The organism is Methanosarcina baikalica (assembly GCF_031461075.1).
GTDB lineage: Archaea > Halobacteriota > Methanosarcinia > Methanosarcinales > Methanosarcinaceae > Methanosarcina > Methanosarcina baikalica.
In genome coordinates this window covers 13434-31611 of the sequence record NZ_JAVKPK010000044.1, presented here as the reverse complement: position 1 = coordinate 31611, position 18178 = coordinate 13434, and the positions used below count along the sequence as shown (strand labels likewise).

Here is an 18178-nt window from a genome sequence, read left to right as displayed (position 1 = left end):
GCAAGGTAAGGGAACCTTGAGACTTTGCGACCAGCAAGATACTCCTCAATGAGTGACAATAAAAACGTGAATAGATCATCGATGATATTCTAAATATTCACAATTAAATAATTAATTTAAGATTAAGAAAGAGTTAACCTCTGTTCCTTATATTTGGCTTTTTTTTCAATCGATCGAAAATCGAGTACTTTCCTAATCAATTAATGATAATAACTCAGTATGTTACCCATTTATTTTTCCTGAAAACTCGCTTTCATTCAAATCCGAAAATTTCTCAATTTAATTTTTGGAGGACATTTCAACTCCTGGAAGTTCCTCAAGCTCAGAATTTCCTTCAAGAACTAAAGGAACCCCAGCATCCTGCTCTATAAGAACTTTGGATTGGAGATTATATCCGAACATTTTCTTAAAATATTTTTTCTGCTTCTCTACCTCCCATATTTCGAGCTGGCACTCCCGCTGGGCATGTATCTCAAGTACCAGGCTGTCGGTAGAGACAATGTAAAATCGGACATGGGAAATGATTCCATTATGAGAGCGATCCAGGCACTCTGCAATGCGGAGCAGGGCACTCAGGACTCTGATACTTTTTACGGCATCTTTATTAAGCTCGGCGATATTAGGGTGCCTCTTCTTCGGGGTATTCTTCCTGTGAAAATAGGCAAGGTTTGCTATGATTTCTATTTCTTCAGGCTGAAAGCCCGGAAGGGTGCTCTCCCTTATCAGGTGATAAGCATGGGACTGATGAGTATCATATGAGAGAAATGTTCCTATGTCGTGCAGTGTCGAACCGTACTCAAGAAGTTCCCTTTCCCCTTCCCTGAACTCATAAATTCCAAGCGCCTGAATACTGTCAAAGAGCTCAAGAGTCAGTCTGGTGACGGTGTGGGCATGTTCTTCATCGAAGTTACAGGTAAGTCCAAGTTGCATAATGCTGCGCTTTCTTACCGACATCTGGGTAATCATGTAGGAAAACTCGCTCTTTGAGATATAATCTACGAGCAGCCCCTCTCTGAGCCCGCGTTTACTGACCCTGATTTCGGAAAGCTCCATCTCCTCCATGAAGGTCTCGATAATTGCAGCTCCTGCGATTATAATATCTGCTCTTTGCGCATTGATTCCCGGAAATTTGCGCCTCTCTTCAAGAGGCAGGGCGCACATCGCCCTGACTATTTCTTTCAGGTCTTCATACCCCAGTTTCTCAAAGCTTTCATGGGAGGTTTTGTGCAGATAAACAAAAGCTATCTTGGCAAGGTTCTCAATTGTTCCGGAGCTTCCAATCGCACAGCCTACCCTGTACTTGGAAAGGTCTTTTGTTATATCTGTAGTCTTGCGTCGGATATAGGCTTTAATTTGTTCATACTGCTCCTCGGAAACAGGGCCTGTTTCGTCCGGAAGAAACATATTTGTCAGCCGGATTGACCCAAGGTTAAGAGAATAAAGAAAATAACACTGGCTCTGGTCCCCTACAGATATTTCGGTGCTTCCACCTCCGATATCTATGAACAGCGCTTTTGAGTATCCTAGCCGGAGCCCGCTTGAAACCCCGAGGTAGATCAGACGGGCTTCTTCGGCTCCGGAAATTGTGCAGACTTCCAGGTTTGCCTCCGTTTTCAACATTTCGAGAAGCTGAACCTTATTGCTCGCATCCCGGGTTGCCGACGTAGCCACAGCTATAACCTCTTCTGCCCTGTAGGCCCTGGCAAGTTCCATGAACTTTTTACAGACAATGACTGCGCGTTCCATCGCCTTAGGCTGCAGAATCCTATCTATGAATTCCTTATCACCAAGCCGGACTGTTTCCTTTTGCTTGGTCAGGGGTTGGTAAGATCCATTGGGATTAATCCGTACCAGAAGGAGACGGACCGAGTTAGTCCCTATGTCTATAAATGCGACAACTCTGCCTTCGGAAATTTTCTCGGGTTCCATTATTACCACCTGAAAGCCCTGTCTTTCGTTTTTCTCGAAGGAGTCGAGAAACTCAAAATAAACTTCACAATATTAGTTCATATTTTTATTCTATTTGAGATTATTTGACAGTGTACCGAAAGTTCTGTAAAATATGATTGACTCTGTATCCCTTTCCTTTCACCGCAAAAAACAAGATGTAGAGTCAATGTCTAATTAATTCTCATTCATAAAAGATTATCTTGTCGATCAGGAAGATGGAATTCGACAACTAAGAAAAGAGAATACTCTTAATTATTTAAGTCATGCATGATCAGAACACTTAAAACAATTCGACATTCTTCGTTTTTTGGCTTATCTTCATAGTAACCTTTATTATTTCTGCACATAATCTTCCGATATATTGGATGCATTGATTATTTTACATACTGAGCTGATCCCAAAACTCGAAATTCCGTCTCTGAATCTCGTATTCGGAATAATCAATCAAGGTTTCGGATCATGAAAATTATTTCTGAAACTCTTAATGATTGAGAATAAAATTGGTTTTGGGATAAGCTCTAATATAATTGGGCATAGCCTTTATGTTGTTACAGTTTACATTTGTATCGTTAGACTCACAGTGAACAACCAGCAGCTTCGTAGCCTCTTCGATAACCTATGTCGAAGCCATCCTCGTAACCAGTATCATAGTCGGTTGGACCGATTGTCTCTTTACGATAAAGGAAATTCTCACGTTCTTTTCCTTCTTCTTTGCACGCCTTGAAACCGGCTGTATAGCCTTCTCTGATACCTTTTGTGTATCCTCTACTGTAATCTTTTTGACTCGCGCATACTGTTGCAGCTGTTACTGATACCAAAAAACAAACTAACAGCAAAACGGCTATTGTTCTTTTTATTTGGCTTTTCATATATCTACACTCCCAGCTTTTCACTTTCTTTTTATGCACCGTTATTAATGAGAAAGAAAATCTGTAGTAGGCCATATCTTTTAAAAAAACACTACCTGCAATTTCCCCCGGTTAGAGTATCCAAATCAATTAATATAATTATTTGCAGATATAATTAGTTAAATATGTTTCTTATCAGTAAAGTAGTAAAAAAGATCTATTTTCATCTAGATTAGTAGCTACATTTATTGATAAAAGTTAGCTATTTCAGAACTTCAACAAAATATACACCATGTTCCCGATACTGTTTTCATACTATTGACTCCACAATGAAGGCCACAATAAATACCTTTTAGGAAAATGGAGTTACACGGAGAAATTCAGCTAGGATTACTTATGCAGCTACGATTGCGACTGCGACTATTGAAACTTCGGTTGTTCCATTTGTCCCCATAAGCAGGATAGTTCACAATACAGCTATGTTCACAATACAGTTATTTTCGTAAAATTACTGTATTATTGCTCTAGTGTCGCGTCAATCCTCAAAGATTCAATGATTCTGAATAGTTGCAATCGATTTTATACGACATTTTGCTATGGACGCTACACTAAGATGAAAAACTTATAAAAAAGATCGTTATATTAAAAAAGATCATGATATTGAAAAATCAGTTGGGTGGTTCACAGGGTTTTATCCTGTATTATGAAGTTTATTACAGAATCAGTTTTTAAGCTGTTCTACATTTGCTTCACTCACAGTTACTCCCTTATGAACCAATTATATTTATGCAAGTAATATTATAAAAAAGTATTGATGGAAATACGTTTTCTTTAGACAGTACTTACACCAAACTAATGATGACGCTTTACCTTCTAATGTGACGTAGTCGAGCTAAGTCATTTGATAAATAAATTCCCCACTCCAAGCTTGATTTTTTATTGTTTTCCAATTTAAGATGTTGGCTTACTTAACTGTGATATAACTAGTCTTTTTCGCCGTGTTACTTCCAACAGCATTTTTTACTGTTAAGCTGACAGTGTATTTTCCTGCTTTAGTATACTTGTGCACAGGACTCTTGGCTGTTGAATATGTTTTATCTCCAAAACTCCATTTCCATGAAGTGGGTGTTCCTGTACTTTTGTCAGTAAATGTTACTTTCAGTGGTGCTTTCCCAGAGATTGGAGATGCAGAGAATGCAGCAACCGGGGAAGTTGAAAGGGTACCCATATAGATATCAGAATTTCCATTGCGCATATCTGTCCACACTATCTTATCGCCATAGATATCTGGGTTGTACTGATTTGATTTATCGATAGTGTGACTTTCCTGGCGAGTGGCGAGATCGTACACATAGATATCCCAATTTCCATTGCGATCATCCTCCCACACTATCCTGTCACCATAGATTGCAGGAGAATATGAAGCTGATGGATTGGTGGTGATTCTTTTTTCTTTGGAAGTGGAAAGGTCGTACATGTAGATATCAGTGTTTCCATTGCGATCATCAACCCACACTATCCTGTTACCATAGATTGCAGGAGAGTATTGACTTGATTCATCGGTGGTGATCCGAGTTTCCTTGGAAGTGGATAAATCGTACATGTAAATATCAAAGTATCCATTGCGATAATCTTCCCATACTATCCTGTTGCCATAGATAGCAGGCCACTGTGCTGATCCGCTACTGGTGATCGGAGTCTCCTTTTTAGTGGAAATATCGTACATGTAGATACCTTGGTTTCCATTGCGATAATCTGTCCAGACAATCTTGTCACCGTAGATTGCAGGGCTGTATGCTGATCCACTTGTGGTGATCCGAGTTTGCTTTTTAGTAGAAAGATCTTGCATATAGATCTCAGGATTTCCGTTGCGATAATCTACCCACACTACTCTGTTATTATAAATATCTGAAGAATACTGATCTGATGCATTGAGAGTAGAGATTTCCTTTTTAGTAGAAAGGTCATATATGTAGATATCTAAGTTTCCATTACGAAAATCTTCCCACGCGATCTTGTTATCATAGATAACAGGGCTCCACTGATCTGCTGTATTGGTGGTGATACGCTTCTCAGTGATCTTGGGCGCGGCGGCTTGTATAGATTCCGTGTCTGCAACAATTTCTTCGCTAGATACCTCATCGAACACAACCTGGTCATCGGAGGAATCCCCTGCCCCACTGGTGATCTCCGGTGGAGTGATAGTTCGCGGATTTTGTTCAGGAGATGCCGATGCCGATGCCGATGCCATAGATGAAACGAGAATTAAAAATAAAATCAGAGCTGCTGATACTAAGGTTAATGAATGTAATTTTTTGTTAATTTTCATTATCTTACTCCTTTTCTCCCGTTTATTTTTCATATAAAATATGTTAATATTCTGAACTTACTGACATAAGTAAACTTTTTTATTTTTCTCCAGCGTTTTGTAACCTACTTTGACAGAAGCATACATTTTATAATGTAGAAATGGGCTATTCGATCGAATTCCAAACATTACAACTTATAAACATCTATATAATTTGTATTACCAAAGTATCTAACAATTAACACTTTAGACTCTGTTCCCAAATCCAGTGATTTTTGTATTTCTTGGTTGAAAACTTGATTAGTTAGAAGGATTCAGGTTTCAGTCAAACTAAATATTCGAGATCTTCCGACATTAATCAATAGATCACATTCAAAAGATTGTGACCATTTTCAAGATCTAGTGATTTTTAATTTTACGTTCCTCACTGGATTTTGGCATTGTGTCAACATTTTTGTAATAAAGTGTATAAAGTAGGTCATGCTCGCAGCTATAAGCCAGAATCTGATCCGGGTACACTTGAACCCCCCTAATAGACCGATATCGATAATATCAGAAAATGTAACCGAAAGAGAGGAATTAAGTACAATATACAAGTAAATATCAGAAATAGAAAGAAAAAAAGAGAGGGAAACCAGATTCCATATCGAAAGATAAATTCTTCCCCTAGTACACAAAAACTTGACTTCAAATTTACAGCAAATTCGTGACACTGCCGAAAAATTCGTGATCGTTGAATATACTAGAAAATCAAGTTTTGTGAATATACTTCGGAATCGCAATGCTAGTTATTGTAAGAATCCTGTAAATGCTTAATATGTTTTTCAACAACGAGTTCATATACATGATTTATACTGTAAATTGTATTCCTTCCTTCTTTTGTTTCTGTTATAAGGCCAATTTCTCGGAGATTTTTTATGTACCAACTGATTGTAGCCCTGGAAACTCTAAGTTCGCGTGCAAGAGCTGTATTTGTATTACACTTACAAGTTAGTATTTCTAAAATTATTCTTTGATTCATTACGTTTTGAAGAGCAGAAATAATTTTAATTTCTTCATTATTATAAGCAAAACTATTTTCGAAGAATCTTGTCTTCCCACCCTCTCTATAGGCTTCGATTTTGTTCTGAGCTTCAAGAGCTTTTATGTGATATTTTATAATTTCTCTGTCTAAGCCGACCTTTCCTACAATCTCACTAATATATGCTCCAGGTTTGGTTTTGATATAGGTATAGATACTAAAACGACTGGGATTGTCAAGTACATTTCCAGAATTTACAATTTTATATCCGGCTATTGCAAAAACTAGCCTATTAGGACATATTAAGTCAATTGCCACTAAAATGTTCACTGTGACCAGCCACAAAAGAAACTGCCAGTAGGGTATTTCGATGACTTGAAGCTCTACCACCTTTTCTCCATTAATCGGGACTCCAAATTGATCACTTGAAATAGGCTCTATAATATATTCAGTAGCCCCAGCTGTTGCCATTAAAAAAACAAATAATAAACAGAAAATTAGTTTATTTTGAAGCTTAAAAATGCGCGGCGGCTTTAAGCTTGTATGCCTCAGTCCCACTTATTAATACTCCGTACACATTGAGTTTCCAATTTCCTCCTTGCAGATATTTCCCTGTTTTTGGTTTTATATTTAAGACTATTTTGTTGCTAGAATTAGCTATATAGGATCCATAAGAGACTCCTGTAGGGGAAAGTATAGTAAGTCTCAGGCTATTCTTCTTATATTTCCAACTCAAAGATATGTCAAGAGAAGTCACTTTTGAGTTTATTTGTACTTTGTTGTATCGTGTCTGTCTTTGCTTTATGGATGTCTCTGCTGCGCATATATCAGAGCAGCTTTCAGCTGTTTTAGTGAATTGTAATAGTTCTACATCTTTCTCAATTAATATCGAAGATGAAGCACTTTCGGTACAAACAAAATCATCTTTCAAGGGATCATCAATATTTTCGAATTCTAATAGTTCTACATCTATCTCAATTAATATCGAAGATGAAGCATTTTCGGTACAAACAAAATAATCTTTCAAGAGTTCAACAATATATTCTTTTTCAGCGGAAGTCGAATTAACTTTCTGATCTATGTTTTCTTTATTTGATGTTATAAAATCACCAAAAAAGATGTAAAAAGATAGAATATAAATCTTTTGATTTTATATTCCTCCGATTAAAGCGACCGATGTTTTTATAAAATGTATAATATAGATTATAGTTGACGTTTAATATACAAATTTCATTAAAATGCTTAGCATTATAGTGACTATTCAGCTTACCAAGATCATTTGATTGATATCGATTTTGATTTTAGCGTTTTTGGCACATTTTTTGTGTACATTCTCTCTAGCAGAATCAACTGCTCAATTGGAGCCAATAGAATCTACAGCACAACCAAGACCAGACCCCGCTTATGGAATATCACAGATTAATCAGATAATAAAACCGATATTCTATACAAGAACTTCTTGATAAATATGATTTTAAAGAATTTTCTTGATCCTGCCTTCCTGTTTTAAAGAATTATATCTTTTATATGGTAACGAGGTCTCTATGCCACTTCTTTGCAAAAGATAATAACCAACGTTGATAATGAGAAAAATCTGTTGTTTTAAGTGCAAATGAGGAAAAAAGTAAAAAAAGAAATTCACCTTTTCAGCCTTTTTGAGAGCCTAAATCCCAGCTTTCAGTATTTTCAAGCATCCATAACTGGGAATCCAGTTCTTCTTCTTCAGGCTGCGGATAGATCCTTTCAGTCCTGCCATTAGGAAGCAGCAGGCGGGCTTTTATGTTATCTTTCAGCTGAGTACCAAGGATGACATCCCTCACAATGGGAATGTATGCGGCAGAGACAGGAAAAAGGACTTCTACTCTGTTGTCCAGATTGCGCGGCATGAGGTCGGCACTGCCCATAAAGATTTCTTCTTTTCCGCCGTTCCTGAAATAATATGCTCTGGAGTGTTCCAGAAAACGGCCGACTATAGAAGTAACCCGGATGTTTTCACTGAGCCCATAGATGCCTGGCCTGAGGCAGCAGATTCCCCTGACAAGAAGGTCTACTTTCACTCCGGTCTGGGAAGCCCTGTAAAGTTCCCGAATGCACTGGTAGTCCACAAGGGAATTCATCTTGAAGATCAGATGTCCGTTTCCATACTTTTCATGCAGGTCGATCTCACGCCTGATACGCTCCAGAATCTGGTGCCTAAGGGTCTGGGGGGCTACAAGGAGCTTGATATAATGGTCCTTTCTCGAATAACCTGTAAGAGCATTGAAAAGGTCCGAGATGTCCTTGCCTATGAATGAATCACTTGTCAGGTAGCCGAAATCGGTATAGAGCTTTCCTGTGACAGCGTTATAGTTCCCCGTGCTCATGTGCACGTAATACCTGATACCTTCTTTTTCGGCCCTGACCACCAGGCACATCTTGGCATGGGTTTTACGCCCGGGGAAGCCATAGGCTACATGAACGCCTTTGCGCTCAAGCTCTTTTGCCCAGCCTATATTATTCTCTTCATCAAAGCGAGCTTTAAGTTCCACCAGAACAGCTACCTGCTTTTTCCGGTCTGCAGCCTTCATAAGAGCCTGAATAATCCTGGAATTGTCATCTACCCTGTACAATGTCATTTTGATTGCCAGGACATCCGTATCACCGGCAGCCTCTTCTACGAAATCAATTACCGATTCGAAACTGTCATAGGGATGGTAGAGAAGAACATCTCTCTTTTTCAGAACCGCAAATATTTTCTCCGTATTAGCCAACTGAGAATGTTTTCTCGGTTCTAAAGGTTCGTATTTAAGCTCAGGACGGTTAATCTGTGCAAGTTTAATGAGACTTGAAAGTCCCAGAGGAGCTGCAGATCTGAACATAAGGGAAGAGGTAAGTTCCAGGTTCTTAAGAAGAATATCAGAGACTCTGGGGGGCATTGTATAGTCGGCCTCAAGTCTAACAACCGGCCCAAAGTAATTCCTCCCAACTCTCTGCTTTACGGCGGTCAGAAGATCCTTGTCCCCATCCTCATCAAATCCGAGGTCTGCATCCCGCGTGATCCTGAATGGATAAGCTCCAAGAATACGCTGTCCGGGAAATAGAAGGTCAAGATTTGCAGCAATAAGTTGTTCGAGCCAGACAAAACGCCCTGTTTTTAGCTCTTCCAAACTGGAGGTTATTCTTTCCTGGCCGTTTTCAGGAACTACGATAAGTCTGGGGAACATTGGAGGAATCTTGACCCTAGCAAAGCGTTCCCCGTAATCCGGGTCATCGATAAGTACTGCCAGGTTAAGGCTAAGGTTCGAAATATGGGGGAAAGGATGCCCTGAATCGAAACCCAGAGGTGTAAGTAAAGGGAAAATGTTTCTCTCGAAATAGTCTCTGAGCTTTTCTCTGTCTTCCCCGGAAAGTTCAAAATAATTAAGGACTTTAATTCCTTTTTCCCTTAAAGCAGGCTCAAGTACTTCATTCCAGCAGCTGTCATTGAGAGGAAGTTGCCTGAGAAGCTCTTCCCGGATAATACGAAGCTGTTCCTGAGCAAGTTCATCTGCCCGGTCGTCCTTTACTCCCTCCATTATTCTCTTCTGGACGCCTGAAACCCTGACCATGAAAAACTCATCAAGATTACTCCCAAAAATGGAAAGGAACTTTGCTCTCTCAAGTAGGGGATTGCGCTCGTCGAAAGCTTCTTCCAGTACCCTGTCGTTGAACTGGAGCCAGCTGTACTCGCGGTCCGTATATAAACACGGATCGCTGAGGTCAGGTATACCGGAAACTTCTACCCGAGCTCTTTCAACATTATCCATAACCAGCCTATCAAAATCTGCACACTGAATGGGGAAGTTCCGCTCCATTACTATCACGCGTGGCCTGGGTTTTGTACTTCTTCAGATCTGCATTTAAAAATGATAACAGATCTGAAGATAAAATCTCTGCATATTTCATAATTCAATTTCATTATCTGATAGTCACCCGGTTTCACTAGGTTGAAAAGAAGATAGCCCCCGAGTCCACTTAAACAACCAAAGATGGTTAGTCCCATGGAAATTTTTTCCCTTAATCACAGATCAACCCTTTTAGCCGATTAGGGTTTTGAATTTTCTGCGTAAGGGACGGCAAATCTACATATTAAGTTATCGGAGGTCCATTGACACCGACGCCTATATAAACTTTTGTATTAACAAAATTGTAAGGACCCTACGGAATTTCCGCGAACTCATTACTATTTATTAATATATAGAACTAAAGATTTATAACACTATCTCTTAAAGGTGATTATTAACAAAAGCAAAAAAAGATGCCCTGAATTCAAGGAAATTAAAGTATAGAAGATTGTCAGAAAAGATTAGAAGATTCCATTAGAATTAGCCATTAATATATTTTAAAAGTTTTATCTAGATTTTCTTAAGAAGGTGCCTTTGAATCTGTTTTGAATTTATTTTTTAAATGGATATAAAAATCCTTTTCTTTTCCAATGGTCTTCCTGAGCAACCGTTCTACAATTAGCTCGGGAGTACTTCGCGCAACATGATTATATACAGGATTCCGGTTTACGATCAGTTCCAGGTGAGAATCCAGACCTTTTGCCTCAATCCCATCTACTCTGATATCTGCCCCGGCGTTTTCAAGGATCAGCTCCGAAAGGTGAGAAACAAAAATCCCGAGACTCCATTCGTTTCTGGACAGATATTCAAGGATTCCTGCTATAATCCGTGCAGAGGCTCCAGGCTCGGTAATAGATTCAAGTTCATCCGCAAGCACCAGTTTTCCCGCTGCTTCGGAGAGCACTGAGAATTGCTTGAGGGTAGTTTCAAAAGCTCCTGCATCAAGGGTTCCCTTTGATTTCCCGAAATAGTAGAATTCTTCTACAGGTCCCAGTTCAAGTTCTTTTGCAGGGACCGGAAAGCCCATATATCCAAGGATTACGCACTGGGCAACGAGTTCGAGCAGGGAAGTCTTGCCCCCGGAATTTACTCCGCTCAAAAGCACAACCCTGCTCTCCAGACCTGCGGGAGAAAAACTGGTTTTTCCGACGGAATAATTGACAGGATCGATTTTTCCGTGGCGTACCTTTAAAAAGAGGTTTTCTCCGGCTTTAAACCCTATTCCGGTTTCAGAAATCAGTTTCGGTAGTTTCAGCTTAAACTTTGCCGAGAAGCAGGCTATTGAAAAGCCAAGGTCAAAATCCAGGACTTTTCTGACAAGCTTTTCTACAGGCTGGCGAAAAGTTGACAGAGTTTTTGCAAGCTCCCTTTTCCGCACAAGCCTTGCTTTTTCAAGAGTATTGTTAAGTTTTTGCCTGAGAAGCTGAAGTTGAGACTGGTCTGCACTCAGAGGATAGGAAATCTCGTCAGAAAATAGGGAGTCAAGCATCAATTTTTCCTGCTTCTGAAGGTCGAGCTTTTCAGCAAGCTCTTCCTTGATGACTTCAATCTCACCTTTGTAGATTCTATTGAGTTCCTTTGCGAGCAGCTCCTTGATTTCCATTCCCCCACTCATAAGCTTAATGAGTTCCTGGCCGCTGAGAGTAAGCGAACTTGCCTCTAGGGTCCGGTTCATGCGCTGGTTTGCTTCATTCAGGGCAGAGGTCAGTACAGTGTCAAGGTTTTGCAGGGCTGCTCCGAGCCTGTCAAGTTCAGGGTCAAAACCTTTAATAGGCTTTCCATCCTCTCCGAGTTTTGAAAGAGCTTCCTCGAGTGCATCAAATCTCCCACTCTCTCCTAAAAGTTCATTAAAGAAATTAAAGTCTCTGGAGCGCAGAGCATATGCAATATTTAGGCAGGCTCGGACACAATCCAGATTTCGCGCAAAAAAAGCCAGTTCTTTTTCAGGCAAGACCTGCCATAACTCAACTCCAGAAATGTCCTGGAAATATTCGGGTTCAATGCCTTCAGGTAGATCAAAGCCAAGGTAGACGTCATCAAAAACAATCACACTGGAATAACCACTGGCAAGGTCCACAAATTCAGAGAGATTTTCCACGGCCTGAACAGGCAGAAATGCCTGGAATCTCTCTCTGGCTGCTTCCAGGGTTTTTGAGTCTCCGCAGAGGATTATCCGGTCTCTGACTCTCAGGTTAGCTGGCACTGGACTGAGTTTTTTGACCCTCGAAAGCAACTGCAGAAATTCGGGGTTCTCAGAAAAAGCATCTCCCAGTTCCAGGTATTCTCCTACGAAAGCCTGTCTATCCTGAATTAGATCCATGCGCGAGGCAGGTAAAGGGTAAAAAAGGTTTAGCTTGTCTCTGGCATGTGTAGTATGGGCAAAACTTTTTATCAGCTCAAGAAGGCGAGAATAAAGATCTAGGGCTTCTTTTGTCTTGAGAAAGTCGGAAATCGAACACCCTTCAGTTCTTGATCTGGCATCCCTTGCAAGGGAAAGAGCAAAATTATGGCTGATTCCATTGACTTCAAAAAGCGAGGCTATATCTCCCTCGGAGATAACCTGAAGAGCTGCTTCCTCACTTCCGAAATGCTCAACCAGCCTATCGGCTACCCGTTCACCAATTCCATGAATTTCCCGCAGGCTTGAGAGGGGATGAGAATAGTTCATACGCAAAACACTTTTCATATGCAAAACATTTTGTTTCAATAAATCCGGTTGGGCTCTATATTCCATAGCCTTTAATTCAGAAGAAAAGAAAGTTCTTTTTCAAGGTAAGGGCGCATTGAAGTTGTATATCCATGCGTCGCCTCCGTAACATTATACATTGCCTTTGGCTCTTTTGCAAGGGCAAAGGTCCTGAGTGCCAGATCATGGGAGATTACATTATCATTAACAGAATGAATCTGCACAAATTTAGCAGGCGGCAAGATAGGGAGATAGGTATCCGGATCGATTGAACGATAGAAGCGGTAAGCTTCAGGATCATCTATAAGGGCAGGATCAGTTTCTTCAGTACCATACCCTGCAGTACTGATCCCGATAACTCCTTTAAGGGAAGGGTCAAGGGCACAGGCAAGAACTGCAAATCTCCCACCGTTACTTTCCCCGAGGATTGCAAGCCTTTCTTTATTAATTTCCGGCTGGGCTGCAAGTACATCTGCCGCTTTAAGGGCATCATAAACCATCGCATATTCCAGGGGCTCAAGACCAGCCTTGAAAAGTTCAAGGTCCCTCCCCATATTTATGCCGCCCAGGTTGCGCTGGTCAAGAGTAAGGGTTGAATACCCCATTTTTGAGAGTTCTGCGGCCAAACCCTGTTCGGCTTCCTTACTAACCCCTGCTCCAGGCAGCAGGACTATACCCGGAGAAGAAAAAGAGTTTGCAGGAATTCTTAAGAGAGCCTGGATGTTATCTCCTTTGCTTTCAAAAGACAGCAATTTTAAGGTATCTGAACTTTCGGGGGCGTATACATCTTCGATTTCCCGAGTTGTAAATACAGGCTCTTCTCGCTGGGGGAAAGACAGAGTGCCTGTTTCCGAAACTTCCCAGGGGACCGTGGCGGCGGTGGAGTTGGAAGGATTGTACAGGACTCCGAAGATGCCGACAAGTATAAGAAGAAAACCCATAAGAAGAACTGAGGGTTTAGGAGTTCTGGTTCCTGAAGAAGCGTTTTTCTTATTCTCGTTTTTTCCAGGATTATGTCTGCTCAAGGGAACCCTGCCCGAAAAATTGTAATCACGGCCAGAAGCCGTTTACAGCACATAAGAATAATACTACTATGCCCGTAAGGGCGCCAATAATAAGAACCGTTTTGGGCTGAATGTGAACTGCATTTTTGTCTGCCTCATAGTAGCGCATGAGCCCTGCAGAGGACTGGAGACCGTTACCTGATTTTTTAGCCATAAATTAACACCTGCATGAATGTACTGTAATTGGAATATAAAAATGTACTGTAATTGGAATATAAAAATGTACTGTAATTAGAATATAAATTTCATTGCATATAATATATTGTTATGGCGTATGTTAAAATAATTATCCGGAAATTAGCAACTGGAAATTTGAGAACTTAACATTTGAAAACTTAGCATAACTGTTAAATTTCCTGTTAAGTTTGGTGATCATCAGATAATTTACAGTTCTGATATATAAATCCAGCAGAGGAATTTCTGAGCAGCCAGGCTTTAGGAGGTTGAGGGGAGTTCATCATGTTCTTGAAAGCATAATTCTCAAACAAGTACTTCGTCCAGCAGGAAAGGCGGATAAAACACTCCCTTTTCGGTAATTACCGCAGTTATGTTTTCCATGGGAGTTACGTCAAAAGCGGGATTGTAAACTTCCACGTCTTTTGGGGCTAGCTGCTCAGACCCGAAAAAGCGCAGTTCATCAGGGTTTCGCATTTCGATTTTTACGCTGCCTTCCCAACCATTGAAATCGAAAGTAGAGATCGGGGCTGCCACATAAAAGGGAATTTCGTGTTCTTTTGCAAGAATAGAGTGCGAATAGGTCCCGATCTTGTTGAAAATTACATCCTGGGTGATTCTGTCGGCTCCTACAAGCACGCTGTCTACAAGTCCCTGGTGCATTGCCCATCCAGCCATCGAATCTGCAATAAGGGTTACTGGAATCTTGTCCTGCATCAGTTCCCAGGTAGTGATCCTGCTCCCCTGGTTCAGGGGCCTGGTCTCACAGGCAATGACCTTGATTTCTTTGCCTTCAGCAATAGCCGAACGTACAACTCCCAGGGCTGTACCCCAGTCTACACATGCGAGTCTGCCTGCGTTGCAGTGTGTAAGTATGGTATCTCCGTCTTTTAGGAATTTTGCCCCATATTCGCCTATCAGCTTGTTGGTGGCCACATCTTCTTCCGCAATGTCCCTGGCTTCCTGAAGGGCAATATCCCGGACTCCATTTACATCAAAGGCATCCGAAACCGCCCTCAGGACTCTGTCCACACCCCAGCCAAGATTTACTGCTGTAGGACGAGTCGATTTAAGGGTTTTTCCTGCAACTTCAAGGTCTCTAACCATTGTTTCAAAATCTCTGGCGCCGCTAAGGAAAGCTGCAAGGGCAATCCCGAAACCTCCTGCTGCACCGAGAGCAGGCGCACCCCTTATCCTGAGAGATTTTATAGCCTCGCAGAGGGAACTCAAGGTGTTGCATTCTATTATCCTGTACTCTTTCGGGAGCAGGGTCTGGTCTACCAGCACCACGGAGTTGGACTCTTCCTTCCAGTCAATTGTCCTCATAAGATCACTTTCCGATGTAAGCATCAGCTTCTGCCGAGAAATCTTCCGGCCTCCTTTTCAAGCTCCCCATCAGATAAAAAACTATTCAACTCTATAGGAACTCGTTGTCAATTCATTGTCCTTTCCTCCCTGCATTATCCGGCAATCTGAGAAACTTAAAATGAAATTACATTAAAATACCTTTAACCCTTAAATTTAAAAATAGTTGGAAAAATTGTAGCGGGTGGAGCAAACGGCGGCCGGACTCAGAATCAGAATTTTGTTCGGATAATAAAAATATTATGTGTTAGGCATGTGTGAACTAACTCTAAGCTAAAGACTTGGGGGCTTCTTGCTTTATAGACCACCTTCGGAATCTCCATAAGCGTAATTAGGACCGTGCCGGCCCTGACCATGTTATCGTTCCTTCTCGACTCGGCTTTCATGTTTTCAAGCAAGAACGAAAGGTTTTCTATGACCGCATGAACCTGAAGATGAACATTATTGCAAAGGTTGCTTGTTCTTTACAAAGGTTGCTTGTTCTCGAAACCAATTTTTGGATATTATAGATTGGAAAGCATATCAAGTCAAAAGATAGTGAAAAGAATGTCGAAAAAGTTGACGCTTATATCTCCGAAGTCTTTAATATCTCCGAAGTCTTTAGCTTCGAGATTTCACGCTTTTTCCTATAATAAAGACAATATTTTTTTCCAGAAAGACAAAATTAAATATAATAGATTTATAGAGTAACATCACAAATAAGACAAGGTTTAAAATCCATAGCTGAGATACAGGAAGGTTCGTAATTTCAGGAATATTAATTCATAAACTTCAAGAACCTTAAATCCGTAAATCCTTGAATCTATAGATTTCAGAAATCGTAGTGGGTTTGTCATTATATTAATGCGGTTTATGAAAATCTGAGTATTCATCGGAGAGTAAGCGCTTATGACAAAAATAAAAATAGCAATTGCAGGAATCGGGAACTGTGCAAGCTCTTTGATACAGGGCATTGAATATTATAAAGCCGGTGATAAAGAATCCATCGGGCTAATGCACTGGGATCTTGGAGGGTATAAACCCAATGATATCAAAGTTGTTGCTGCTTTTGACATTGATGCCAGGAAAGTAGGAAAAGACGTGGCTGAGGCCATCTTTGCTCCCCCGAACTGCACAACGATTTTTTGCCCTGATGTTCCGTCTACAGGCGTGAAGGTAAAAATGGGCAGAGTACTTGACGGCGTCTCTGACCATATGAAGAATTATGAAGAAAAATACACATTTGTTGTCAGCAGGGAACAGGAAGCAACAAAAGCAGATATCGTAAATGAATTGAAAAATTCGGGCGCTGAGATGCTTCTTAATTACCTGCCTGTAGGTTCTGAAGCAGCAGTCCGTTTTTATGCCGAATGTGCCCTCGAAGCAGGTGTGGCTTTGATCAATAATATGCCTGTTTTTATCGCAAGCAATTCTGAATGGGCAAAAAGGTTTGAAGAAAAGAATATTCCACTCATTGGCGACGACATTAAAGCCCAGCTTGGAGCTACCATTACCCATCGAATCCTTGCAGACCTTTTCGAAAAACGAGGCGTAAAGCTCGACAGGACATACCAGCTGAATACTGGGGGAAATACTGATTTCCTTAACATGCTCAACAGAGAGAGGCTTGTTTCCAAAAGGGAGTCAAAGACCGAAGCTGTCCAGTCCGTACTTTCACACAAGCTTGAGGACGAAAACATTCACATCGGACCTAGCGATTACGTAGCCTGGCAAAAAGACAATAAAGTATGTTTTTTGAGAATGGAAGGCAAACTCTTTGGGGACGTGCCCATGAACCTTGAACTCAGACTCTCTGTAGAGGATTCCCCCAACTCCGCAGGTGTGGTAATTGATGCCATCAGGTGCTGCAAACTGGCTCTTGACCGCGGAATAGGAGGAGTACTTTATTCTCCGGCATCCTATTTTATGAAGCATCCCGCTATTCAGTACCCTGATGACGAAGCTTACCGAAGGACCGAAGAGTTTATAGCCGGAACACGGGAACGTTGAAGCCCTAGAAAAAAGAGATTCCTATAAAAAGCGGTTTTGATGCCGGAAATACCCGGAAGATTCCGGGAATTTATTAAGTTTTTTCGGCCTCTGAATATTTTTCCGGTTTTTCTTTCCCGGTTTTTCTTTTCCGGTTTTTCTTTCCCGGTTTTTCTTTCCCGGTTTAACGAAGTCCTTCAGCTGTAATTTTAAACTCGGCGCTTAAGCCTTCAGGACGGGAGCGATGTTTGTACAAAATGGCGCGTCTGTTTCCGTCACCTGTTTTTTCAAGCTGGATAATCGCCTTTGATATATGCTCCAGGAAGCTCCCTCCCAATGGGCGCACCCCTCCTGATATAATGTCGGCATACACCTGGTTGGTTATGACTGCAGCAAAGCCGTATTTGCGGGCCAGGGCATGCAAAAACCCTATCTGGCTGGCAAGTTCTCTGCGGCTTTTCATGCCGGATTCCTCATCTTCAAGTTCAAACCTGTAGTATGAGGTTGCAGAATCCAGGATCACGAGACCAATATTCTCACCGGCTATTTTCTCCACCTCTCTCACGGCTGCATACTGCTCTTCAAAACTCAGGGGTTCGTAAATAATGATGCTTCTGGCTATTTCCTTTGCATTTTCCCCTGCAATCTGTTTGAAACGGGCAGGAGAAAGCCCTTCAGTATCTATGAAAATAACCCTCTTCCCTTGCTTTACGCATTCCACTGCAAGCTGGATGCAAATATTTGTTTTCCCGGTTCCTGCAGGTCCGAAGATTTGAGTTACAATCCCTATCTCGAAACCTCCTCCTAGAAGTTCGTCAAGGGGCTTGCAGCCGCAAGACAATAATTTATCTATGAAATGACACCTCTTTTTGCACTTGATAGAAGTATAACTGACCAATGATATAACGCTTTTTTGTAATTTTCAGCCTTT

12 protein-coding genes are annotated in these 18178 nt (G+C 41.0%); 1 reads left to right on the top strand and 11 read right to left on the bottom strand.

The genetic code is table 11. The features are described from left to right. Positions 1 to 279: 279 nt before the first annotated feature. The 10 genes from RG963_RS11055 to RG963_RS11010 all read right to left on the bottom strand — a co-directional run bounded on the left by RG963_RS11055 (position 280) and on the right by RG963_RS11010 (position 15240). A complete protein-coding gene (locus RG963_RS11055; protein WP_310576332.1) occupies positions 280 to 1929 on the bottom strand; it encodes a Ppx/GppA phosphatase family protein in 1650 nt (549 codons plus the stop codon). Between the two features lie 596 nt (positions 1930 to 2525). Next, the gene (locus RG963_RS11050) at positions 2526 to 2768 is read right to left on the bottom strand and encodes a FliH/SctL family protein (protein WP_310576331.1); all 243 of its coding nucleotides are present in this window, start codon (positions 2766 to 2768) and stop codon (positions 2526 to 2528) included. 994 nt (positions 2769 to 3762) lie between these two features. Beyond that, a complete protein-coding gene (locus RG963_RS11045; RefSeq protein WP_449566837.1) occupies positions 3763 to 5127 on the bottom strand; it encodes a PKD domain-containing protein in 1365 nt (454 codons plus the stop codon). 763 nt (positions 5128 to 5890) lie between these two features. After that, on the bottom strand, positions 5891 to 6598 hold the full coding sequence (locus RG963_RS11040; protein WP_310576329.1) for a winged helix-turn-helix transcriptional regulator: 708 nt from the start codon (positions 6596 to 6598) through the stop codon (positions 5891 to 5893). Positions 6599 to 6641: 43 nt separating this feature from the next. Further along, complete coding sequence (locus RG963_RS11035) at positions 6642 to 7154, bottom strand: hypothetical protein (RefSeq protein WP_310576328.1); 513 nt, start codon at positions 7152 to 7154, stop codon at positions 6642 to 6644. Positions 7155 to 7773: 619 nt separating this feature from the next. Continuing rightward, positions 7774 to 9960, bottom strand: a complete 2187-nt coding sequence (gene ppk1, locus RG963_RS11030) for a polyphosphate kinase 1 (RefSeq protein ID WP_310576335.1) — start codon at positions 9958 to 9960, stop codon at positions 7774 to 7776. A 550-nt stretch (positions 9961 to 10510) separates the two neighbouring features. Further along, entirely contained in the window at positions 10511 to 12676 is a 2166-nt protein-coding gene (locus RG963_RS11025) for an endonuclease MutS2 (protein WP_310576327.1), read from the bottom strand. Positions 12677 to 12729: 53 nt separating this feature from the next. Beyond that, the gene (locus RG963_RS11020) at positions 12730 to 13701 is read right to left on the bottom strand and encodes an alpha/beta hydrolase (RefSeq protein WP_310576326.1); all 972 of its coding nucleotides are present in this window, start codon (positions 13699 to 13701) and stop codon (positions 12730 to 12732) included. Positions 13702 to 13726: 25 nt separating this feature from the next. Next, positions 13727 to 13894 carry a preprotein translocase subunit Sec61beta gene (locus RG963_RS11015; protein WP_310576325.1) on the bottom strand — a complete coding sequence of 56 codons (168 nt, stop codon included), beginning with the start codon at positions 13892 to 13894 and terminating at the stop codon, positions 13727 to 13729. Positions 13895 to 14220: 326 nt separating this feature from the next. Further along, positions 14221 to 15240, bottom strand: a complete 1020-nt coding sequence (locus RG963_RS11010) for an S-methyl-5-thioribose-1-phosphate isomerase (RefSeq protein WP_310576334.1) — start codon at positions 15238 to 15240, stop codon at positions 14221 to 14223. Positions 15241 to 16167: 927 nt separating this feature from the next. Here RG963_RS11010 and RG963_RS11005 point away from each other — a divergent pair. Beyond that, complete coding sequence (locus RG963_RS11005; RefSeq protein WP_310576324.1) at positions 16168 to 17268, top strand: inositol-3-phosphate synthase; 1101 nt, start codon at positions 16168 to 16170, stop codon at positions 17266 to 17268. Positions 17269 to 17431: 163 nt separating this feature from the next. On the opposite strand, the gene radB is transcribed toward RG963_RS11005, so the two are convergent. Beyond that, on the bottom strand, positions 17432 to 18088 hold the full coding sequence (gene radB, locus RG963_RS11000; protein WP_396654722.1) for a DNA repair and recombination protein RadB: 657 nt from the start codon (positions 18086 to 18088) through the stop codon (positions 17432 to 17434). Between the last annotated feature and the right edge of the window lie 90 nt (positions 18089 to 18178).